Raw genomic sequence first — 21,277 nt, forward strand, 5'->3', positions numbered from 1 at the left:
AAATAGCCAATTCTACTTAAAATAGCTTTAATTTTAACTTTTTTTTCATTATAATTTTAAGAAAAAAGGAAAAAAATGAAACATTTACTTTTTGTTGTTGGATATGAGCTTTTCATTAATAAAAATTATATGCAATATCTCTATAGAATTTACGAAAAAAAATTTCAAGAACTTAGTGAAATTAAATTTTTAAACAAAAACGACAAAAATCTACCTTTTTTGCTTGAAAAATTCTCTAAAGAATATAATTATATTACTATTTTCTCAGAAGCGCAGTATTATAGTACTTGTGCAAAAATCATTGCAACGCTAAATGATGATAGTTTGGTATTCAAAGATGAAATTTTAGCACCGACAAATTCCATTAGTGTCTCTGGGAGCTTTTTAACTAAGATAAATCATTGTCAAATCAATCTTTTAAAAATCAAAACAAACGAAAAGCCACCAGAGCTTTTGGGAGAATTTGAATGCGATTTTAAGTTTTTTTGTTTAAATGATACTGATGAGGATAGTGCGAAACTTCTACTTCAAACTTTTACAAAAACTTATGATATCATCATTCAAACAAGTGCAATTTTAGATAATCTTATTTTAATTAAAGCCATAAGTAAAAATTATGGACATTTTGAAGCATTTTTTAATAGTGTAAGACAATTATTTAAAAATAAATTTATTCCCTATAAAAATCCTATTGAATTTATAGTTGCTAAATTGCTTGAAAAAAAATTAAAAATTTCTTTTGCGGAGAGTTGTACCGCTGGACTTTGTTCCGCAACTTTAGCTGGGATAAATGGGATAAGTGAAATCTTTGAAGGTTCTTTGGTTGTATATTCTAATCGCCTGAAAGAAAAATGGCTTGGGGTGGATAGCGAAATTTTAAAAGATGGCGGAGAATACAGTAAAGCTTGCGTATTTTTTATGCTAAAAGGGGCTTTAAAAACTACTCAAGCAGATTTTGTTTTGGCAATCAGCGGAGTAGCAGGAGAGCAAGATGATAAAGGTATAAAAGCTGGTAAAATTTTTATTGGTGCCATGGATAAAGAAGGGAAATTTATAGAAGAAGAAATTTTATTACAAGGAGATAGGAATTTTGTAAGAGATCAGGCTGTTTTAAAAGCTTTTATAATGCTTTTAAAACTAAGACCTGATGTTTTTGCAATTTAGTGGCAAGATCCGCAACAACAAGATGATTTAGAAGAAAAGAATTCATCTAAAGCTTCGATATTTGGCATATTAGTGATTTCATCTACAAGCTCTTTATAAACAACTTGTCCTTTTTTTACTACGAAAATAGCTCTTGCAAGCAAACCAGTTAAAGGACCTTCGTTAATTAAAACGCCATATTTTTCACCAAATTCTTTAGAAACAAAATCACTAGCAGTGATGATATTTTCTATATTTTCAACGCTGCAAAATCTTCCCATTGCAAAAGGTAAATCCATGCTTACAACAATAACTTCAGCATTTGGATAAGAGGCAATTTTTTTATTAAATTCTCTAGCTTCATTTGCGCAAACTGGAGTATCAAGGCTTGGAACACTTAGGATGATTTGCGTTTTTTCACTATCTGCAATTTTTACATCGCTTAAATCTTTTGCTTTTAAAACAAGCTGAGGAGCTTTATCACCAACTTTAACTTCATTTCCTTTCAAACTAACTTCATTTCCCTTAAAATGAACTTTACTCATAATATTTTCCTCTCTTTTTTGTTAAATAATTTAGGAAAAGGTATTATAGGATAAAGTTTTTAATTTTTGGTAAAACTAAAATATATAACTCTCCACAAGTTTTTGAATGAGTAAATTCCATCCATCAACCAAAACAAAAATTAAAAGTTTAAAAGGCAAGGATATCATTACAGGAGGTAGCATCATCATACCCATAGACATTAAAACAGAGCTTACTATCATATCAATAACCAAAAAGGGCAGATAAATTAAAAAACCTATTTCAAAAGCTGTCTTTAGCTCACTTATCATAAAAGCAGGAACAACGATGGTTAAAGGAACATCATCGACATTTTGAGGATTAGGCAAATTCCTTATGCGGTAAAATAAAGCCAGATCTTTTTCTCTTGTATTATTTAGCATAAAATCTTTAAAAGGTTTTACTCCTTTTGCAAAAGCTTCTTCATAGCCAATTTGCTCTGCCAAATAAGGTTTTACTCCTTCATTGTAAGATTTTGTTGCTACAGGCTCCATGATAAAAAAAGTTAAAACAAGAGCCAAGGTTATCAAGATAGTGTTTGGCGGCATAGTTTGTGTCCCCATAGCTTGACGCAAAAATGAAAATACTACAACAAGTCTTAAAAATGAGGTCATTACAAAAATGATACTAGGTGCTAAAGCCAATATAGTTAAAACAATAATTATATTTAATGTAGTAACAAGCTGATTTGGAGTGTTTGGCGCACTAAGACTTAAATTTACTGTTGGAATGGTTGCTTCAGCAGCGAGGAGAATGTTAAAAAATGCACTAAAAAACAAAAGTATTAAAAATTTTTTCAAAAATAAACCTTAAATTTAAAAATAAAGCTTAATTTTAACTTTTGCTGACTAAAAAATAGTTTAACTTTGGATTTAAATTTAACTTTAAAATGCTAAAATTAAACCCAAAAATTATCCACAAAGGTATTTTATAATGAAAACTTCCATTTTGATTTTAGCAGCAGGGCTTGGCACTAGAATGAAATCCGAAAAACCAAAAGTATTACAAGAGCTTTGCCAAAAGAGTATGATTTTGCATATTTTAGAGAAAGCATTTAATATAAGTGATGATGTAAGTGTGGTTTTATCACACCAAAAAGAACGCATAGAAAAGCAAATTTTAGAACATTTTCCTAAGACTAAGATTTTGGAGCAAGATTTAGTAAATTTCCCTGGCACAGCAGGGGCTTTAAAAAATTTCAATGCTAAAAATGAAAGGGTTTTGATCCTTTGCGGGGATATGCCTTTGGTTGAAAGTGAGAGTTTGCAAAATTTACTTGAGTGTGATGGGGATTTAAATTTAGCCGTTTTTAAAGCAAAAGATGCAAAAAGCTATGGTAGAGTGATTATAAAAAATGAGGAAGTGGAAAAAATCGTTGAATTTAAAGATGCAAACGAAGAAGAGAAAAAAGTAGATGTTTGCAATGCTGGTGTGTATGTGTTTAACTCGCAACTTTTAAAAGAAATTTTACCTTTGATTGATAATAAAAATGTCGCAAAAGAGTATTATTTAACCGATGCCATTTCTTTGGCAAAAAAACGAGGTGCAAAAATCAAAGCCGTTTTTGTGGATGAAGATGAATTTATGGGGATAAATGACAAATTTGAGCTAAGTATAGCACAAAATTTAATGCAAGAAAAAATCAAAAAACACTGGATGAAGCAAGGTGTGATTTTTCATTTACCACAAAGCACTTATATAGGTTTAGATGTGGAATTTAGTGGCGAATGTGAAGTGTATGAAAATGTGCGTATAGAAGGCAAAAGTAAAATCATTAATTCTATCATTAAAAGCTCAAGTGTGATTGAAAATAGTATAGTGGAAAATTCAGATATAGGGCCAATGGCGCATTTAAGACCAAATTGTGAGATAAAAGATACGCATATAGGAAATTTCGTAGAATGCAAAAATGCTAAATTAAATGCGGTAAAAGCAGGGCATTTAAGTTATTTAGGTGATTGTGAGATAGATAGTGGGACTAATATAGGTTGCGGTACTATAACTTGCAATTATGATGGAGTAAAAAAACACAAAACCATCATAGGAAAAAATGTTTTCGTGGGTTCTGATACACAATTTATCGCTCCTGTAAAAATAGAAGATGATGTGATAATCGCTGCTGGAAGCTCTGTTACAAGTGATGTTGAAAGCGGTTCACTTTTTATCAATCGTGCCGAAAAAAGAATTATAAAAGATTATTATTATAAGAAATTTCAAAAATGAAAAAAACTATACTTTTGGCGATTAGTGGTAGCATAGCCTTTTATAAAACTTATGAGCTTATTTCTTTGTTTAAAAAAGAAGGTTTTAGAGTGAAAGTTTTACTTTCAAATGGACTTTTAAAATTTGCTTCTAAAATGAGTTTTGAAGCTTTGGCTGATGAAGTTTTGTGTGAAGAAAATGAAAGCTGGAAAAACTCTAACAATCACATTACTTTTAGTAAAGATGCGGATTTAATTCTTTTTGCACCTGCAAGTGTAAATTCTATAAACAAACTAGCCTTAGGCATAGCGGATAATCTTTTCATTCAAACGCTAATCGCCACGAATAAACCACTCGTCATTGCTCCAGCTGCAAATACTAATATGTATCATCATTTTAGCACACAAAATTCGCTAAATTTGCTAAAAAATAACAAGGCTTTAATCATAGAACCTATTTGTAAAGTTTTAGCTTGTAAAGATGAAGGTATAGGAGCTTTAGCAGAGATTAAAGATATTTTTAATATTACTAAAAGAGAGCTTTTAAAAGAGGAATTTTGGTTTGAAAAAAGCATTTTAATCACAGGGGGTGGCACAAAAGAAAAAATCGATGATGTGCGTTGTGTGAGTAATTTTTCTAGTGGAAAAATGGCAAAGGCTATTGCAGATGCTTTTTATTTTTTAGGAGCTAAAGTAACGTTTTTAAGCTCGGTTGATTTTGATGCGCCTTATGAGATTTTAAAATTTGAAAGTTCTTTTGATTTAAAAGAATTATTAAATCAAAATTTAGAAAAAGATTATTTGATTATGACGGCTGCGGTAAGTGATTTTGTGCCTGAGTTTAAAAAAGGTAAAATCAAAAAAAATGAGCATTTAGATGGCTTAACTTTGCATTTAAGCTTAAATGAAGATTTACTCAAAAACCTTGAGTTTAAAGGTAAAAAAATAGGATTTAAAATGGAATTTGATCCTAAAAATGCCTTAGAAAATGCTAAAAAATCCTTAAGCGAAAAAAAGCTTGATATGGTATGTCTTAATATTTTAGATGAGAAAAATCATTTTGGTAGCGATTTAAATGAAATTCATTTTATAACTGCTGGTGAAAATAAAAAAAGTGGCTTAAAAAGCAAAGAAGAGTTAGCATATGTTTTAGCAAAGCGCTTAAAAGGACTTTGATGGGTCTTATAAATTCAACTTTACCCATACACATTAAAGTACTTGAAAAATCAGGATACAACAACTATACTTTACTCTTAAATCATAAAAAAATTCAAACAAAAAGTTTAATAGATCTTGATGAGCAAAGTGAGTATTTAGCGGAGCTTTATACCACGAAAGAGGGGATTTTGCAGTTTAAAAATTTATATAAAAAGCCAGAAATTTCTTATTTTGCACAAGGGCTTGATTTGATTGTAAGGCTTTTAGAATATGATTTGGATTTTAAAAATTATATTTTAGAGCAGCTGATAAATTGCAACGAAAAGCAAGATTTTTTAGTCTATAAAGAGATGCTTTTTGCAAGTCTTGAAGGCATTTATCATATACCTTTTATTTATGAGGATAAAAAATGTTTATTTCAACTCAAATTCAATGAAGAAAAATGTGAACTTTATTTATATTTTAGTGTATTTGGTGCATTAAAAATTATATTTAACGAGCAAAATATGCAAATTTTTTCGCCCTTTGCAAAAGTGCAAATATTTTTAAGTCAATATTTAGAAAAAGAAGTTATACAAGAACAAAAAATTAATGCTTTATTTGTATTTAAAAAATTATTAGATTTTAAAGGATAAAAATGAATGAGTTAAAACACCTTGCGGTCGTAATGGATGGTAATAGGCGTTGGGCTAAGGCCAAGGGATTTTTAGCTAAGCTTGGATATTCTCAAGGAGTTAAAACTATGCAAAAGCTGATGGAAGCTTGCGTAGAGGAAGGAATTTCAAATTTAAGCCTTTTTGCTTTTAGTACTGAAAATTGGAATAGACCGCAAGATGAGATTGATTTTATTTTTGAACTTTTAGATCGTTGTTTGGATGAAGCTTTGGAAAAATTTGAAAAAAATAATGTGCGCTTAAGAGCAATTGGAGATTTAACCCGTTTAAATTCTAAAATTCGCCAAAAAATAGCCCTTGTAGAAGAAAAAACCAAGCATTGCGATTTGCTTTGTGTGAATTTGGCTATTAGTTATGGGGCAAGAGATGAGATTATCCGTGCGGCTCGTAAAGTAGTGGAAAAAGGTTTGGAATTAAATGAAGAAAATTTAAGTGCAAATTTGGACTTACCTTTGGATGTGGATTTAATGCTTCGAGTGGGAAATGCTAAAAGGCTTTCAAATTTCTTGCTTTGGCAAAGCTCTTATGCAGAAATTTATTTTAGCGAGACTTTGTTTCCAGGACTTACGAAAAGAGAATTTAAAAAAATCATTAAAGAATTTAGAAAAAGAGAAAGAACTTTTGGTAAATGATTTTCTTTTTTCTTTTTTTATGTGGGCTTTGTTTGGGTTCTTTTGTAATGACGAGCGTAGATCGTTTTGTGAAGAAAAAGGATTTTTTTACAAAAAGATCTTATTGTTTTTCTTGCAAAAAACAACTTAAATTTTATGAGCTTATACCTTTATTTTCATATCTATTTTTACACACTCGTTGTCTTGATTGTAAAAGTAAAATAAGTTTTTTGTATCCTTTAGTTGAAATTTTAAGTGCTTTTTTATTGATTTTTGCTTATGTTTTTAGTGGGAATTTATATGAATTTTTGTTTTTGGGACTTTATTTATTAGGCTTTTTGGCGCTTTCTTTGATTGATTATAAACTAAAAGCTGTGCCTGAAATTTTATTATGGTTTGTGTTTATTTGTGCCGGGTTTTTTGCTTTTAAAGAAGAAGAGATAATCAATTTATTTTTATTCGAAGATTTTAAAGAGGGTTTTTTACTTTGTTCGCTTGTGTTTTGCGGAGTGATTTTTTTCCTCAAAAGTTTTGTAAGTTGTTTGATAAATTACAAAAAACAAGGAGAAATTTTAGAAAGCTTGGGTGAAGCAGATGTAATTATTATTGCAAGTATGGGCGGAATTTTGGGTTTTAAATTTGGTATAATAAGCATTTTTTTGGCTTGTATATTAAGTTTGCCATTTTTTTTAATTTTAAAATTTAAAAAATGTAAAGATCAAAGCCTTGCAATGTTTCCATTTTTAAACATTGCTTTTATTTTGGTGTTTGCTTATAAAATGATAGGAAATTTTTAATGAAAATCGTATATAAATATCTTTTTAATCAATTTTTAAGCACTAAACTTTCGTTATTTTTTATACTTTTTACCATTATTTCTATGGTATTTTTTATACAAATTGCCAGGATTACTTCAAGCATAGAAATTAGCTTTTTAGATCTTTTAAAGCTTTATTCTTTTATGATACCTAGAATTTTGATTTTCACACTTCCTATAGCTTTTTTTATAGCATTAGCCTTGTCTTTATATAGACTTTCAAAAGAAAATGAAAGCATAGTTATTTTTACTCTAGGAATGGCACCTAATTTAATTGCTAAATTTTTCTTAAAAATTGCCTTTTTAATCAGCACATGTATGCTAGCGGTTGCGCTTATTTTTATACCTATAGCCTTTGAGCTTCAAGATAATTTTGTGGATTATAAAAAAACTCAAGTCAATTTCAATTATAAAAGTGGTGAATTTGGACAAAAATTCTTAGATTGGATGATTTTTATTGAAAAACAAGAAAATGATCTTTATAAAAATGTTGTAATGTATTATCCTAAAAAAGATGAATTGGAAAAAGAACGATTGATCTTGGCTACAGAAGCAAGATTAGAACGAAAAGATGATGCAATGAGTTTGAAATTATTAAGTGGTAGAGCTTATATTTTTGACAAAAATGAAACTTTATATTTGGGAGAATTTAAAGATTTAAGCATTAATACCCTTATTAAAACTCCAAATTTAAACATTAAAAGCTTTTATGAATATTGGTTGGATTTAAATCACAATGATAAAAGAGCAAAAGAATTTGTAATTTATACTTTAATTTCTTTATTTCCATTTGCAAGCACCTTATTTGCTCTTTCTTTCGGTATTGTTACTTATCGTTATGACAAAGGTTATATTTATCTTGGAATTTTTGCTGTAATTTGTTTATATTTTGGTGCATTGAGTATTTTCTACAAACCTCCAATATTGGCAGTTGGTAGTATTTTCCTTTTATTCTTTATAAGCTCTTGGCTCTATTTTAAAAAAATTATAGCCAATAAATACTGATGAAATTAAAGCTTATTTTATCTTACGATGGATCGCGTTTTAATGGCTCTGCTAGTCAAAGTCATAAAAATAGCGTTCAAGATAATCTTCATGATGCTCTAAAGCATCTTGGAATTTTTAAAAAGCCTTTATTTGCTTCTAGGACAGATAAGGGGGTTCATGCAAGCAGAGCAGTGGCATGTATAGAATGTGGCGAACATTTTAAAGATTTATTGTTTTTAAAAAAGCAAATTAATAAATTCGCAAAACCTTTTATTTATATTAGATATATTGAAAGGGTAAAAGATGATTTTGAAGTGCGTTTTGATGTTAAATCCAGAGAATATCGTTATATTTTTAATCATAGCGAATTTAACCCCTTGCAAAGTTCTTATTGTTATTTTTATCCCAAAATTGATATAAAAAAGGTTAATAAAATTTTGATGCTTTTTGAAGGAGTGCATGATTTTTCCTTTTTTCAAAAGCTTGGTGGTTCAAATAAAACAAGCATTAGAGAAATATTTGATGCAAAAGCTTATGCTTATAAAAACTATACTATATTTCATTTTAAAGCCAATGGTTTTTTAAGATCCCAAATCAGACTAATCGTAGCAGCGGTTTTAAAAGTTTTAGAAGGAAAAATGAGTATTTTAGAGCTTAAAGAGCAAATTGATGCAAAAAAAATTCATTCAAGAATGCTAGCTCCAGCATCTGGCTTATATTTAAGCAAAATTTCATACTAGAGAATCAACATGGCATCACCATAAGAATAAAATCTATAATTATTCTTAATCGCCTCTTGATAAATTTGCATGGTTTTTTCTCTACCTATAAAAGCGGCTACAAGCATTATTAGTGTTGATTTTGGTAAATGGAAATTTGTTAGAAGATAATTTTGTCTAATGGGTAAATTATAAGGGTGCAAAAACAAATCACAAAAACCATTTTGAATTTGGGTTCTAGCAAAGTATTCTACGCATCTTGTAACCGTTGTGCCTACACCGAGTAAGGGAATATTGCTTTGTATAAGTTTAGCCGTTTCTTCACCAATATCAAAATACTCAGAATGCATTTTATGATCCTCTAAATTTTCACATTCCACGCTTTTAAAAGTTCCAGCACCCACATGCAAGGTAAGATAATGCAAATTATGATTTTGTGCTAGTTTTTCTATCATTTCTTTAGAAAAATGCAAACTTGCCGTTGGAGCTGCTACTGCGCCTTCATTTCTAGCAAAAATACTTTGATAATCACTTATATCGCTATTCTCATCTGATCTTTTAATATAAGGAGGTAGGGGAATGTGGCCTATGTTTTCTAAAATTTGATAAAGTTCTAAAGTATTTAATAAGTGATCATTTTGCCAAAATTCAACCCTTCTTACTCCATCATTAAAAAGTTCTAAAACTTTTGCTTTTAAATTTAAATCAAAATGCAATTCTTCACCTATTTTTACTTTGCCACGAATTTGAGCTAAAAAGGTGGAATTAACGCTAGGTTGATGTAAAAAAAGTTCTATTTTTGCTCCACTTGTTTTATATCCAAAAATTCTAGCTTTAATTACTTTAGTATCATTAAAAACGATAGCGCAAGGAGGTAATAAACTTGATAATTCTTTAAAATGAGTGTGCATGATTTTATCTTCATTTTTTATATACACCAAAAGCTTGGCATTTTCTTTTGGATTTATAGGATAGGTAGCAATATGTTTTTTATCAAGCACATAATCATAGCTCGATAAAAGCAAATCTTTTGGATCATTCATCGGCATTTTCATCTTTTTTGGCAGGATTAATTTTTTTGGCGATTAAAATCGAAAAACCATATAAAGCACACAAGGGTCCTGCCATTAAAAATTGAGAGATAATATCAGGTGGAGTCATCAAAGCAGAAAAAATAAAAATAATCAAAACAGCCACTCTAAAATGTCTGGTTAAAAAAGCATCATCAATTAGCCCTAATTTAGCAAAGAAAAAAGTAAGCACAGGCATTTCAAAAGCTAAGCCAAATGCAATAACTAATTTAATAAAAAACCCTATATAAGGCCCTGAAGTGATAACAGGTTTAAAATTTTGCATTTGCACACCAAAATCTACTAAAAATTTAAAAGCCATAGGAATGGCAATAAAATAACAAAAACAAGCTCCTAGCAAAAACATTAGCGTAGCAAAAAATACAAAAGGTATAACTAGGCGTTTTTCACTATCATAAAGCCCTGGTGCGACAAATTTCCAAAATTGCCAAAAAACTATAGGTGAAGAAAAGACAAAGGCTGCAAAAAAGGATACTTTCATCGCGGTAAATAAAGGTTCTTGTATTTCTATGAAATTAATCTGCTTAGCCGAATCTGGCAGAATGGCAATCACGGGCTTATACATAATGCCTAAAATTTGTTGATTAAAATAAAAACAAACAAAAAACATTACAAAAATACAAGAGACACTAATAAAAAGTCTTTTTCTAAGTTCGGTTAAATGAGGTTTTAACTCTTCAAACATTTTCTTTTTCCATTAAGGTTGATTTGGCATTTGTATCATTTTTTTCAGGCTTATTGGCTGAGTTTGCATTATGATCTAAAATCTCTTTTTTTAATTCATCAAATTCTTCAAAACTTAGTTTTTTTCTTATATTTTCATTGGTTTGAGTGAATTCATCTTTATATTTTTGAGCTTCTGATTTTAATTCATTGATATGAATTTCTTTTTCTATAGCATTTTTAGCATCATCAATATTTTTTTTGATGGCTTTAAAAATTTTTACAAATTGCGCTATGGTGCTTGGTAGTTTTTCTGGACCCAAAACCAAAATAGCAACAATTAAAATAATAATAATCTCGCCCATACTCATTTTTAGCCTTTAAAATAAAAAGTAATATTCTACTATGAATATACTTAAAATTTATTGGCTTATTCTTTTTTTTCCTCATAAGAAAATACAGGCAAGGACCATTGATATTTTATTGCCAAAAGTCTTGCTGTAACTCCTATTATAAGAGTAATAATGGTGCAAAATAAAGTATTAATTTCAAACCATACAATTAAAGTATAATAAATTACTCCTGCAATAATCGCAATACCTGCATAAATTTCTTTTTGAAACACTAAAGGAATTCGCATACATAAAATATCCCTTAAAATTCCACCAAATACACCTGTTATAACAGCAGCACTAACTGCGATAATAAAACCATAATTTTCTTCTATGGCAATTTGCGCTCCTAAAATACTAAACACCACAAGACCTATGGCATCAAGAGTCAAAAATAAACTTTCAAGCCTAGTAACTATGCGTGGGATTTTTGTTGCGAGTAAAGCACAAAAACAAACCAAAACAATATATTCAGGATGCTTTACCCAAGTAAGAGGATAATGCCCCAAAAGTACATCGCGGATACTTCCACCCCCAATAGCCGTAACAAGTGCTATGAAAATCACACCAAACAAATCCATCTTATGTCTGCCTGCAGCTAATGCTCCACTCATTCCTTCTGCAGCAATACCTATAATATACAAAATACTCAATAACATTAATTTTCTTTAACTTAAATTTTTAAAACTATAATGAAAAATTCTTATAATTTTAATTAATATTTTTATTTCTTTGCTAATATTTTTACAAATTACTTAAATAAAGGAATGTTGTGCAAGATTATTTAAAAATTTTAGAGTCGATCTCTCAAAAAGAAAAATATTTAAAACACAATATGCTGTTTTTTGAAGGCGAAGAGGCTAAGAATTTTTATGTTTTGCTTAAAGGAAAAATTAGAGTTTATAAAAGCACAATGGATTTTAAAGAAATCACTTTGCATTATTTTTCACCCATTAGTTTCATAGCCGAAATGCCAGCATATAAAGGGATAAAATATCCAGCCAGTGCGATTTGCGAAGAGGAAAGTGAGGTTTTAAAAATTAATTTTGAACAATTTAAAACTTTATGTCTTAAAGATGGAAATTTTAGCCTAATAATGATACTTTCTTTATTTGAAAAAATCAAAATACTTGAAAATCAAATTCTATCAAATTCCTTAAGTCTTAAAATAAAACTCGCAAGATATCTTATAGAAAATGAAACCAAACTTCCATTCATCACACAACGCCAAATTGCTACGGATTTAAACACTTGCAATGAAACCCTATCAAGGTTGTTAAAAAATTTTAAAAATTTAGAAATTTTGCAAACTTCAAAAGGTAAAGTTAAGCTTATTGATAAAGAAAAAATAGCAAAATTTGCTTGGAATTAATTCATTTTTTTAAGACAATTTTGCTACAATTTAGGAATTTAAAAATTTGTGGATTCTTATGGATTATTTATTTATTGAAAAATTCAGCCCTGTTTTTGCTAATTGTGCTTGGATTACCATAAAATTAGCTTGTTTGGGTATACTATTTTCTTTTCTTATTGGAATTTTATGCGTGTTAGTTTCATATTTTAAACTTAAACTTATAAATACAATTTGTAGAATTTATATAGAATTTTCAAGAAATACACCTTTGATTATCCAACTTTTCTTTTTATATTTTGCTTTCCCTAAAATAGGTATTTATATGGATAGCTTTACTTGTGCTGTTGTAGGACTTAGTTTCTTAGGGGGTTCTTATATAGCCGAAAGTCTAAGAGCAGGCATTGAAGCGGTTAAAAAACAGCAATTTGAAGCAGGACTTTCTTTGGGACTTAGTCCTTTGCAAAATTTTCGTTTTATTATCTTGCCGCAAGCATTAAGCATTGCTATGCCAAGTATTAGCGCAAATATTATTTTTTTATTTAAAGAAACTTCGGTTGTAAGTATAGTGGCTTTGAGTGATTTGGTGTATTTAATGACAGATTTAAATAGTAAATATTATAAAACCGATGAACTTTTGTTTATGCTTTTTATGAGCTATTTAATCATTCTTTTGCCTTTATCTTTATTTTTATCTTTTGTGGAAAAAAGGTTTACTGATGCTTGATTTAATACAAGAAATTTTTAATTACAGCACTATTATGAGACTTTTGGGTGGATTATGGCTGACTTTAGAAATTTCTTTTATTAGCATTACAATTTCTATTTTAGGCGGTTTATTTTTTGGAATTTTAATGAGTCTTAAAAAGCGCTATATTTATTTTTTATGTCGCTTTTGTCTCGAATTTGTGCGCGTGATGCCTTTGATTGTTTGGCTTTTTGTAGTGTATTTTGGTTTGGCAAGATGGCTTGGTATGGATATTAATGCTTTTATGGCAACTGTGATTGTTTTTAGCATTTGGGGTGTGTTTGAGATGATGGATTTGGTAAGATCGGCCTTGCAAAGCATTCCTAAGCATCAATACGAATCTGCTAGTTCGCTAGGGCTTAGCAAGCCAAATGTTTTTATCTTTGTAATCATTCCGCAAATTTTAAGACGCTTAACACCTATGAGCATGAATTTATTTACAAGAATGATTAAAAGCACCACTTTTGCTTATTTTATAGGGGTTATAGAGCTTTTTAAAGTTGCACAGCAAATCATAGAATTGCACCGTAATGAAATTGTTGCACCTTTTTTGGTTTTTGGTTTGGTGTTTTTTATTTATTTTATTATTTGTTATTTTATTACACTTTATTCGAAATATTTAGAGAGAAAATGGAGTTAAAATGAGTATATTAAAAATCGAACATTTACATAAATTTTACGATAAAAATCATGTTTTAAAAGATATTAATTTAGAAGTGAAGCAAAAAGAGGTGGTTGTGATTTTAGGACCTAGTGGTTGTGGAAAATCTACGCTTTTAAGATGCATTAATGGCTTAGAAGAAATCGCAGATGGAGCTATTTATATTGACGATAAAAAAATCACAAAAGATTTTAAAGAATGGACAAAAATTCGTCAAAAAGTAGGAATGGTTTTTCAATCTTATGAATTGTTTGATCATTTAAGCGTGGAAGATAATATACTTTTAGGTCCATTAAAGGTACAAAAAAGAAAAAAAGAAGAAGTTTTAGAGGAAGCAAAATATTGGCTTGATAGAGTGGGGCTTTTACATAAAATCAAAGCCTATCCTAAAGAATTAAGCGGAGGGCAAAAGCAAAGAATTGCCATAGTAAGAAGCCTTTGTATGAATCCTGAAATCATGCTTTTTGACGAAGTTACTGCAGCACTTGATCCTGAAATTGTCCGTGAGGTTTTGGATGTAATTTTAAATTTAGCAAAAGAGGGTATGACTATGCTAATAGTCACTCATGAAATGGGTTTTGCAAGAGCGGTTGCTGATAGAATTGTCTTTATGGATAATGGAGTTATAGTTGAACAAAATACTCCGGATGTTTTCTTCACTCAGCCCCAAAGCGAAAGAGCAAGGAAGTTTTTAAATTTATTCAGTTATCATCAGTGATTTTATAAATTTTTGTTAAAAATTTATTTTTTGTAACATAAAAACAAAAATATACTTAAAATATATTTGGAATAAAATAAATATTTATATTAAAAAATTATAATACCTATTTTACAAAACTTGTTTTTGTAAAAAAATAAAAATTAGGTTTTTAAAACCAAAGAAAGGCAAAGCGATGAAAAAAATAGTTTTATCTATTTTGGGTATTTTTGTTGCAGTAATGTTGGCTGCTTGCTCTGGAAATTCTGTTAAAAAAGAAGATTCAAATGCAACCGATTCAAATACCACTACTTCAAGTAGTGGCACTCTTGAAAAAATCAAACAAAATGGAGTCATTAGAATTGGTGTTTTTGGCGATAAGCCTCCTTTTGGTTACATAGATGCTAAAGGTGTAAATCAAGGCTATGATGTGTATTTTGCAAAACGCATAGCAAAAGAACTTTTTGGCGATGAAAATAAAGTAGAATTTGTATTGGTTGAAGCTGCAAATAGGGTTGAGTTTTTAAAATCAGACAAAGTGGATGTAATTTTAGCAAATTTCACAAAAACTCCGCAAAGAGCTGAACAAGTAGATTTTGCTGCACCTTATATGAAAGTTGCATTGGGAGTAGTTGTACCAAGTGATTCTAATCTTAGTAGTGTTGAAGAATTAAAAGATAAAACCTTAATTCTTAATAAAGGAACCACGGCAGATATTTATTTTTACGAAAATTATCCAGACATTAAAACTTTGAAATTTGATCAAAATACCGAAACTTTTGCGGCTTTAATAGATGGAAGAGGAGAAGCTTTAAGTCATGATAATACCTTGCTTTTTGCATGGGTTAAAGAAAATCCTAATTTCAAAGTAGCTATTAAAGAATTAGGAAATCAAGATGTTATTGCGCCTGCTGTTAAAAAAGGTAATGATGATTTAAGAATTTTTATTGATGAACTAATTATAAAATTAGCTGAGGAGCAATTTTTTCATAAAGCTTATGAAGAAACTTTAAAAGTTCATTTTTCCGATGATATTAAGGCTGAAGATATAGTCATAGAAGGCGGAAAATTTTGATTTTATGCCACTTTAAAGTGGCATTATTGATTGTTTTTTATAATTTCAAAAACTACTTTACTTATTTTTTCAACTGATTTTATTTCGCATCTTTCATCTGTTGAATGAGGATTGTAAATATTCGGACCTATAGAACAGCAAAGCAAATCTCTTCCATTTTCTAAAATTCCGCATTCTAATCCTGCATGTATGGCTGAAATTTTAACATCTGGAACTTCTTTTGATAAAGCCTTATGAACTTCATCGCTAAATTCATTTTTAATTCCTTCCCAAGGTGGGTAAAAATTAAAACTCTCACATTTATAGCCAAAAGCCTTAAAAAATTCCAAAGTTTCAAATTCGATTTGCTTTAATTCCTCTAAAACATTAGAACGCGCGAAAAGCTCGATAATAACTTGATTTTCTTGCATTTTTATAGTAGAAAGATTGATGCTAGTTTGTGCAATTTTTAATTCCTCATTATAAGCCCTAAGACCTTGAGAAAAAGCATTGATACTAGAAAGAATTTCTTGTGTTTGCAGGCATTTTTTAAATTTTTGTTTTCCTAAAAATTTACATTTTATCCATTCATTATCTTCAAGTTTTGTTGTAGAATACACCAAAGCCTTAGCGTATTTTGGGATAGAATTTATCCTTTCTCCACCATTAAACTCGATTAGCTCTGCTTGATTTTTTGTAATAAAACTCGCCATTTCTTTAATGGAACTTTTGGAATTTTTAATGATATCAATGCCTGAATGTCCGCCCTTAAATCCAAAGGCTTCAAGCTCATACACATTACCTTCATACTCTTTAAATTTAAGATCTAAAACCGCTTTTATGTCCACACCACCTGCGCAACCTATGATGATATCTTTTTCACTCTCGTGATCTAAATTGAGTAATTTTTTAGCTCTAAATTCAAACTTACAAGCATTAGCACCTAGCAAACCTACTTCTTCATCATTGGTAAATAAACATTCAAGATGATCAAAATTTGCCATTGCACTCATCATAATCGCCACACCAATGCCATTATCTGCGCCCAAAGATGAGTTTTTAGCCCGCAAATAACCTTGCTCTTCATAAAGTTCGATATAGGGTGCTTCACCCATACAAACCATATCATAATGACTTTGCAAGCAAATTTTTGGTTCACCTTTAATGCAGTGTATGTTTCCAGCTTCGTCGATATCAACCATGAATTTTTTATCTCTAGCATACTCTTTTAAAAAATTCTTTAAATGTTGGGTTTGAAAACTACAATGCGGAATTGCTGATAAATTTTTAAAATTTTTTAATACATTTTGCATTATCATTCCTTTGTTAAAATTATTTTTATTATATTTTAGGGAAATAAATGAGATATAAATATTCTAAATTTTTAAATTTAAGGCAAATTGCCAGTGATCCAAAAAAAATATTATTGGTTTTATTGTTTATAGGACTTGCAATTTTTGCAAATTCCTTTGTCTTACCCAAACAAAGTTTTGAAGCAAGGGTTATAAAAGTAGTAGATGGTGATACAATTGAGGTTGTAAAAAATAATAAAAATTATCGTGTAAGATTTTATGGTATTGATGCTCCAGAAAGCAAGCAAAAATTTGGTAGTAATTCGAGAGATTTTTTAGCTTCTTTGATATTGGGAAAAAATGTAACTTTAATCCAAAAAGATATCGATAAATATGATAGAATTTTAGCCATAGTGAAGTTAAATGACAAAGATATTAATCAAGCTATGGTTGAAAACGGTTATGCTTGGGCGTATGATTATTATACTGAAATTTATCTTCCTTATGAAAAAAATGCCAGAACGAAAAAATTAGGACTTTGGAAAGATAAAAACCCAATAGAACCTTATAAATGGCGAAAGATGAATAAATTCGGAGATTAAAATGCAAAAATATTTTCTAATGTTGGTATTTTTAATATTTAGCGGTTGTTATATTAATGAAAGAGGAATTTCAAATCGTTTTTATAGCGATTGCAAGGAATTTTATGATGCAAGTGGAACTTATCATAAAGAGTGTCCGGAAAATTGGGTGGATTTGCCTTTAACTCCTAAGGAGTTTTAAAAGTATTATTTGCGGTATTACTAGATGGATTTAAATTTGCATTTGGATTGCTTTCTTCATTTTTAACATTGTTGTTTGTTGGTGGTCTTTTAAGTTTAAAGATATGTTCTTCAGTAACCACAACTTGCATATTTGCTTCAAAAATTTTAATTTCTTTAACATGCCCTAGGACCTTAACTTCTCTTTTTTTAGAACTCTCATCAAATAAAGCATGAGCTTCTAATTCTAAAACATCACCTAATTTTAAAGGGGCATAAAAAAAAGTTTTCGAGCTTATAAGCAAAGAAAATTCTTTATTTACAGCTGCTTGAGCTACATAATTAGCTGCCGCAAATACAAAAGCACTGTGTATGAGTCCATGATCATCTACTACCATTTCAGGTGTGGTAATAAGCACTGATTTGGCATGATTTTTTGACAATTCTGAGATAAAGCCAGATAAAGAATTATTAATTTCAGGACAAGTAAAAAGCTCTGATTTGATACGACTTGCATCTTCTTGGGATACATATTCTTCTAGTTGTGCATATTCTTCAAAATTGTTATTTTTTAGCATTTTATACCTTTAATTTAACATAAACACGCTTTGGTGCTTCATAGCCTTCGCAAGTTAATTTAGCATTATTAGGATCTAAAAAATTTTCCAAAGAATATGAGTCAATCCACTCTGTTTTCCTTTGCTCTGTTAAATCCGTTGTTTTTTTAGCTAAAATTTCAAAACTTGAGAAACCAGCTCGTTCGCACCAATTTCTTAAACCCAATATCGACGGAATGAAAAAAATATTTGGTATTTTTGAATAAGTTTTTTTTGGAATTAAAGCAATCTCTCTTTCGTCATCAATATACATAGTGTCTAAAAACACCACGCCATCTTTATTTAAGCTCTGTTTGAGTTGTTTGAGCATTTTTATAGGATCGCTGCGATGATAAATCACTCCCAAACAAAAAATCACATCAAATTTACACTCATAAGTAGGCAAATCTTCAACACCTAAAAGTTCGTATTGTATATTTTTTTTAGCTAAGGCATTGATGAGTTCAAACTGCAGACAGTATTTTATAGAAGGATCAAAACCTATAATTTTTTTAGGATTAAATTCAAGCATTTTAAACATATAATACCCATTATTACATCCCACATCGGCAACGATTTTATTTTCAATTTCATTCATAAAAGGTTTTAAAATATTAAATTTAATAAAACTTTGCCACTCTGTATCAATGAAAAGTTCATTAATTTTAAAAGGCCCCTTACGCCATGGTTTTAAATTTAAAGCCAAATCGCAAAAATCATTTTCATTTAATTTTTTACATTTTAATTCTATGCTATCTTTTATAAAAAATTCACTGTGTAAATTTAACTCACGAAGTTCTTGAATTTTTTTAAAAATAGGGTGATTTTGTAATTGTTTTTCTAAATCATTCATCTTGCGCCTTTTTATATTTTTAAAATGTTACTAAATTTGGCATAAATTTTTCTTTTGGTAGCATTTTAAAAGACAATAAAAACACTTTTCAGTAATTTTAAATTCACATACGGTTATAATAAAAACTTGTTTAGACAATTACAAAACAAGGAGAAAAAATGGAAAATTCACAATTAACCATTTATAATTTTGATTTTTACTCCACTTTGGTTGCTATGGTTATAGTGCTATTGGTTGGGGTTTTTATCATCAAAAGAAGTAAATTCTTGCAAGAATACAATATCCCAGAGCCTGTGGTGGGAGGTGTTATAGCAGCAATTTTACTTTTAATGCTTTATAGCTGGGGGGGCGTGCAAATTAAATTTGACAACTCGCTCAAAGACCCTTTAATGCTCGCATTTTTTTCTAGCATAGGTTTATTGGCTGATTTTGCGTCTTTAAAAAAAGGCGGGATAAAACTTGTGGTTTTCTTAGTCATCATTACAGGTTTATTGCTCTTGCAAAATGGTATAGGTATTGGCGTTGCAACTGCTATGGGGGAAAATCCTCTCATTGGACTTTTAGGCGGTTCTATAACCATGAGTGGTGGACATGGAACAGGAGGTGCTTGGGCTGAAACTTTCATCAAAGATTATAATTTTGCTGCAGCAACTGAAGTAGCCATGGCTAGTGCGACTTTTGGACTTATTGCAGGAGGTATCATTGGTGGACCAGTGGCTAGATATTTGATTAAAAAATATAAACTTAAAACCCCTGGAACTGAAGTTAAAGATGAAAACGATGCGATTTTAAATTTTGAAAAACCACATCAAGAAAGACTTATCACTCAATCATCTTTTGTAGAGTCTTTGGCTTTGATTGCTTTTTGTTTATTGATCGGCGTTTTTCTTGCTGATTATTTAAATCCAAAAATCACCATTTTACTTAAAAATGCTTTCTCTCTTAGTGAAACTTTCAAATTTAATCTCCCAACCTTTGTGTATTGTTTATTTACGGGAGTTGTTTTAAGAAATATTCTTTCTTTAACAAGAATTCATCAAGTTTTTGACAGAGAAGTTTCAGTGCTTGGCAATGTAAGCCTTAGTCTTTTCTTGGCTTTTGCTTTAATGACAGTTAATCTAATCGAGCTTATTTCGCTTGCACTTCCTATACTTACAATTTTATTCTTCCAAGTTGTAACAATGGTACTTTATGCGATTTTTATTACTTTTAGATTTTGTGGAAAAGATTATGATGCAGCAGTGCTTGCGGCAGGACATTGTGGTTTTGGACTAGGAGCGACACCAACAGCTATGGTGAATATGCAAACCGTTACCAATCACTATGGAATGAGCCACGTGGCTTTCATTATCGTGCCTTTATGTGGTGCATTTTTTATTGATATTATCAATGCTATAGTAATTCAAGTTTTTGTTGGATTTTTATAGTTAATTTACTCAAGCTAGTTTTTAGCTAGCTTGAAACTTATTTGTAAATATAATTTAAATTTTTACACAAAAGTTAATAATATAAAAATAATAAAACCAAATTTTATATTTTTTTGTTTATTTTAAATTTAAAATTTTTTAAAGGATTTTATCCTTACTTGTACATAAGTGACTTAAAAAACACTTTTCACATAAAGGATTTTTTGCTTTGCAAGTATAACGCCCAAAAAGTACCATAGCTTGATGAAGATAGTTAAGATTATCTTTAAAAATACGCGTTAAATCTTCTTCGGTTGCTTCAGGAGTTTTTGCTTTGCTTAAATTTAATCTATGTGAAACTCTAAAAACATGAGTATCTACAGCCATACAATTTGCTCCGCACCATTCAATCAAAACTACATGAGCGGTTTTTTGTCCCACTCCTGCTAAAGATTTTAAATCTTTCTCGTTTAATGGAATTTCTCCACCAAATTCCTCGCAAACCGCTTTTGCCATTTTAATTAAATTTTGTGCTTTGTTGTTAAAAAAAGAACAAGAATTGATCAATAGCTTTAAGCTATTTAAATTTGCATTGGCTAAAGATCTAATATTAGGATAAGCATCAAAAAGAGCAGGGGTAATTAAATTTACTCTTTTATCGGTGCATTGTGCTGAAAGCATTACGCAAACTATCAACTCATAGAGATTTCTAAATTGCAACTCAGTAACCGGTTTATCAAAATGTTTTAATAATAAATTTTTTATTTCTAATTCTCTTTTTTTCATTTTTTTATTTTAGTTAATTTTTTTTAAATTAACTTGAGTTATAATACAAAAA

At 29.6% G+C, this 21,277-nt stretch carries 26 protein-coding genes; 16 read left to right on the top strand and 10 right to left on the bottom strand.

Annotation, left to right across the window (positions count from 1 at the left end):
- The first annotated feature begins 75 nt into the window (after window positions 1-75).
- Window positions 76-1,164 (top strand): CinA family protein, encoded by a 1,089-nt coding sequence (locus AAH949_RS04415; RefSeq protein WP_348519094.1) that lies wholly within the window; start codon window positions 76-78, stop codon window positions 1,162-1,164.
- Here AAH949_RS04415 and tpx read toward each other — a convergent pair.
- Window positions 1,161-1,688: a thiol peroxidase gene (gene tpx, locus AAH949_RS04420; RefSeq protein WP_134238618.1), complete on the bottom strand. Its 528-nt coding sequence runs from the start codon at window positions 1,686-1,688 to the stop codon at window positions 1,161-1,163. The genes AAH949_RS04415 and tpx overlap by 4 nt on opposite strands.
- A 75-nt stretch (window positions 1,689-1,763) precedes the next feature.
- The gene (gene fliP, locus AAH949_RS04425; protein ID WP_243832600.1) at window positions 1,764-2,492 is read right to left on the bottom strand and encodes a flagellar type III secretion system pore protein FliP; all 729 of its coding nucleotides are present in this window, start codon (window positions 2,490-2,492) and stop codon (window positions 1,764-1,766) included.
- 148 nt (window positions 2,493-2,640) lie between these two features.
- Between fliP and glmU the strand changes: the two genes are divergently transcribed.
- From glmU to truA, 7 genes are read left to right on the top strand one after another with little or no spacing between them, the layout of a single operon-like run.
- Window positions 2,641-3,930, top strand: a complete 1,290-nt coding sequence (gene glmU / locus AAH949_RS04430) for a bifunctional UDP-N-acetylglucosamine diphosphorylase/glucosamine-1-phosphate N-acetyltransferase GlmU (protein ID WP_134238620.1) — start codon at window positions 2,641-2,643, stop codon at window positions 3,928-3,930.
- Window positions 3,927-5,084 (top strand): bifunctional phosphopantothenoylcysteine decarboxylase/phosphopantothenate--cysteine ligase CoaBC, encoded by a 1,158-nt coding sequence (gene coaBC / locus AAH949_RS04435; protein ID WP_348519095.1) that lies wholly within the window; start codon window positions 3,927-3,929, stop codon window positions 5,082-5,084. The genes glmU and coaBC overlap by 4 nt, the downstream gene beginning before the upstream one ends.
- Window positions 5,084-5,701: a hypothetical protein gene (locus AAH949_RS04440; protein ID WP_348519096.1), complete on the top strand. Its 618-nt coding sequence runs from the start codon at window positions 5,084-5,086 to the stop codon at window positions 5,699-5,701. The genes coaBC and AAH949_RS04440 overlap by 1 nt, the downstream gene beginning before the upstream one ends.
- 2 nt (window positions 5,702-5,703) lie before the next feature.
- Window positions 5,704-6,372, top strand: coding sequence for a polyprenyl diphosphate synthase (uppS, locus tag AAH949_RS04445; protein WP_134238623.1), 669 nt, complete (start codon window positions 5,704-5,706; stop codon window positions 6,370-6,372).
- A complete protein-coding gene (locus tag AAH949_RS04450) occupies window positions 6,372-7,148 on the top strand; it encodes a prepilin peptidase (protein WP_348519132.1) in 777 nt (258 codons plus the stop codon). The genes uppS and AAH949_RS04450 overlap by 1 nt, the downstream gene beginning before the upstream one ends.
- The gene (locus AAH949_RS04455) at window positions 7,148-8,173 is read left to right on the top strand and encodes an LptF/LptG family permease (RefSeq protein WP_348519097.1); all 1,026 of its coding nucleotides are present in this window, start codon (window positions 7,148-7,150) and stop codon (window positions 8,171-8,173) included. Before AAH949_RS04450 ends, AAH949_RS04455 begins: the two co-directional genes overlap by 1 nt.
- Window positions 8,173-8,895 carry a tRNA pseudouridine(38-40) synthase TruA gene (truA, locus tag AAH949_RS04460; RefSeq protein WP_348519098.1) on the top strand — a complete coding sequence of 241 codons (723 nt, stop codon included), beginning with the start codon at window positions 8,173-8,175 and terminating at the stop codon, window positions 8,893-8,895. The genes AAH949_RS04455 and truA overlap by 1 nt, the downstream gene beginning before the upstream one ends.
- Here the strand turns inward: truA and queA are convergent.
- The 4 genes from queA to AAH949_RS04480 are packed head-to-tail and all read right to left on the bottom strand — an operon-like array spanning window position 8,892 to window position 11,679.
- The gene (gene queA, locus AAH949_RS04465) at window positions 8,892-9,917 is read right to left on the bottom strand and encodes a tRNA preQ1(34) S-adenosylmethionine ribosyltransferase-isomerase QueA (protein ID WP_348519133.1); all 1,026 of its coding nucleotides are present in this window, start codon (window positions 9,915-9,917) and stop codon (window positions 8,892-8,894) included. The two genes, truA and queA, sit on opposite strands and share 4 nt — an antisense overlap.
- Window positions 9,910-10,650 carry a twin-arginine translocase subunit TatC gene (gene tatC, locus AAH949_RS04470; RefSeq protein WP_134238626.1) on the bottom strand — a complete coding sequence of 247 codons (741 nt, stop codon included), beginning with the start codon at window positions 10,648-10,650 and terminating at the stop codon, window positions 9,910-9,912. The genes queA and tatC overlap by 8 nt, the downstream gene beginning before the upstream one ends.
- Window positions 10,643-10,999: a Sec-independent protein translocase protein TatB gene (gene tatB / locus AAH949_RS04475; protein ID WP_134238627.1), complete on the bottom strand. Its 357-nt coding sequence runs from the start codon at window positions 10,997-10,999 to the stop codon at window positions 10,643-10,645. Before tatB ends, tatC begins: the two co-directional genes overlap by 8 nt.
- A 59-nt stretch (window positions 11,000-11,058) precedes the next feature.
- Window positions 11,059-11,679 carry a trimeric intracellular cation channel family protein gene (locus AAH949_RS04480; protein ID WP_134238628.1) on the bottom strand — a complete coding sequence of 207 codons (621 nt, stop codon included), beginning with the start codon at window positions 11,677-11,679 and terminating at the stop codon, window positions 11,059-11,061.
- A 113-nt stretch (window positions 11,680-11,792) separates the two neighbouring features.
- Between AAH949_RS04480 and AAH949_RS04485 the strand changes: the two genes are divergently transcribed.
- From AAH949_RS04485 to AAH949_RS04505, 5 genes are all read left to right on the top strand, one after another.
- A complete protein-coding gene (locus tag AAH949_RS04485; RefSeq protein WP_348519099.1) occupies window positions 11,793-12,392 on the top strand; it encodes a Crp/Fnr family transcriptional regulator in 600 nt (199 codons plus the stop codon).
- Window positions 12,393-12,450: 58 nt separating this feature from the next.
- Complete coding sequence (locus tag AAH949_RS04490) at window positions 12,451-13,098, top strand: amino acid ABC transporter permease (RefSeq protein ID WP_134238630.1); 648 nt, start codon at window positions 12,451-12,453, stop codon at window positions 13,096-13,098.
- A complete protein-coding gene (locus tag AAH949_RS04495) occupies window positions 13,091-13,759 on the top strand; it encodes an amino acid ABC transporter permease (protein ID WP_348519100.1) in 669 nt (222 codons plus the stop codon). The genes AAH949_RS04490 and AAH949_RS04495 overlap by 8 nt, the downstream gene beginning before the upstream one ends.
- 1 nt (window position 13,760) lies before the next feature.
- Window positions 13,761-14,498, top strand: coding sequence for an amino acid ABC transporter ATP-binding protein (locus AAH949_RS04500; RefSeq protein WP_134238632.1), 738 nt, complete (start codon window positions 13,761-13,763; stop codon window positions 14,496-14,498).
- Window positions 14,499-14,673: 175 nt separating this feature from the next.
- Window positions 14,674-15,552: a cysteine ABC transporter substrate-binding protein gene (locus AAH949_RS04505; protein WP_348519101.1), complete on the top strand. Its 879-nt coding sequence runs from the start codon at window positions 14,674-14,676 to the stop codon at window positions 15,550-15,552.
- 23 nt (window positions 15,553-15,575) lie between these two features.
- Here AAH949_RS04505 and AAH949_RS04510 read toward each other — a convergent pair whose 3' ends face one another.
- Entirely contained in the window at window positions 15,576-16,844 is a 1,269-nt protein-coding gene (locus AAH949_RS04510) for a M20/M25/M40 family metallo-hydrolase (protein WP_134238634.1), read from the bottom strand.
- 47 nt (window positions 16,845-16,891) lie between these two features.
- Between AAH949_RS04510 and AAH949_RS04515 the strand changes: the two genes are divergently transcribed.
- Together AAH949_RS04515 and AAH949_RS04520 are read left to right on the top strand one after the other, a co-directional pair.
- Window positions 16,892-17,425: a thermonuclease family protein gene (locus tag AAH949_RS04515; RefSeq protein WP_134238635.1), complete on the top strand. Its 534-nt coding sequence runs from the start codon at window positions 16,892-16,894 to the stop codon at window positions 17,423-17,425.
- Between the two features lies 1 nt (window position 17,426).
- Window positions 17,427-17,606, top strand: coding sequence for a hypothetical protein (locus AAH949_RS04520; RefSeq protein ID WP_134238636.1), 180 nt, complete (start codon window positions 17,427-17,429; stop codon window positions 17,604-17,606).
- Here the strand turns inward: AAH949_RS04520 and AAH949_RS04525 are convergent.
- Together AAH949_RS04525 and cmoB are read right to left on the bottom strand one after the other, a co-directional pair.
- Window positions 17,593-18,162 carry a hypothetical protein gene (locus AAH949_RS04525; RefSeq protein ID WP_348519102.1) on the bottom strand — a complete coding sequence of 190 codons (570 nt, stop codon included), beginning with the start codon at window positions 18,160-18,162 and terminating at the stop codon, window positions 17,593-17,595. The genes AAH949_RS04520 and AAH949_RS04525 overlap by 14 nt on opposite strands.
- A gap of 1 nt (window position 18,163) precedes the next feature.
- Window positions 18,164-19,033 carry a tRNA 5-methoxyuridine(34)/uridine 5-oxyacetic acid(34) synthase CmoB gene (cmoB, locus tag AAH949_RS04530; protein ID WP_348519103.1) on the bottom strand — a complete coding sequence of 290 codons (870 nt, stop codon included), beginning with the start codon at window positions 19,031-19,033 and terminating at the stop codon, window positions 18,164-18,166.
- Between the two features lie 158 nt (window positions 19,034-19,191).
- Between cmoB and gltS the strand changes: the two genes are divergently transcribed.
- Entirely contained in the window at window positions 19,192-20,460 is a 1,269-nt protein-coding gene (gltS, locus tag AAH949_RS04535; RefSeq protein WP_134238639.1) for a sodium/glutamate symporter, read from the top strand.
- Window positions 20,461-20,598: 138 nt separating this feature from the next.
- On the opposite strand, the gene nth is transcribed toward gltS, so the two are convergent.
- Window positions 20,599-21,225 (bottom strand): endonuclease III, encoded by a 627-nt coding sequence (gene nth / locus AAH949_RS04540; RefSeq protein ID WP_348519104.1) that lies wholly within the window; start codon window positions 21,223-21,225, stop codon window positions 20,599-20,601.
- Between the last annotated feature and the right edge of the window lie 52 nt (window positions 21,226-21,277).

Origin of the sequence: Campylobacter sp. CCS1377 (assembly GCF_040008265.1) — a bacterium.
Classification (GTDB): Bacteria; Campylobacterota; Campylobacteria; order Campylobacterales; family Campylobacteraceae; genus Campylobacter_D.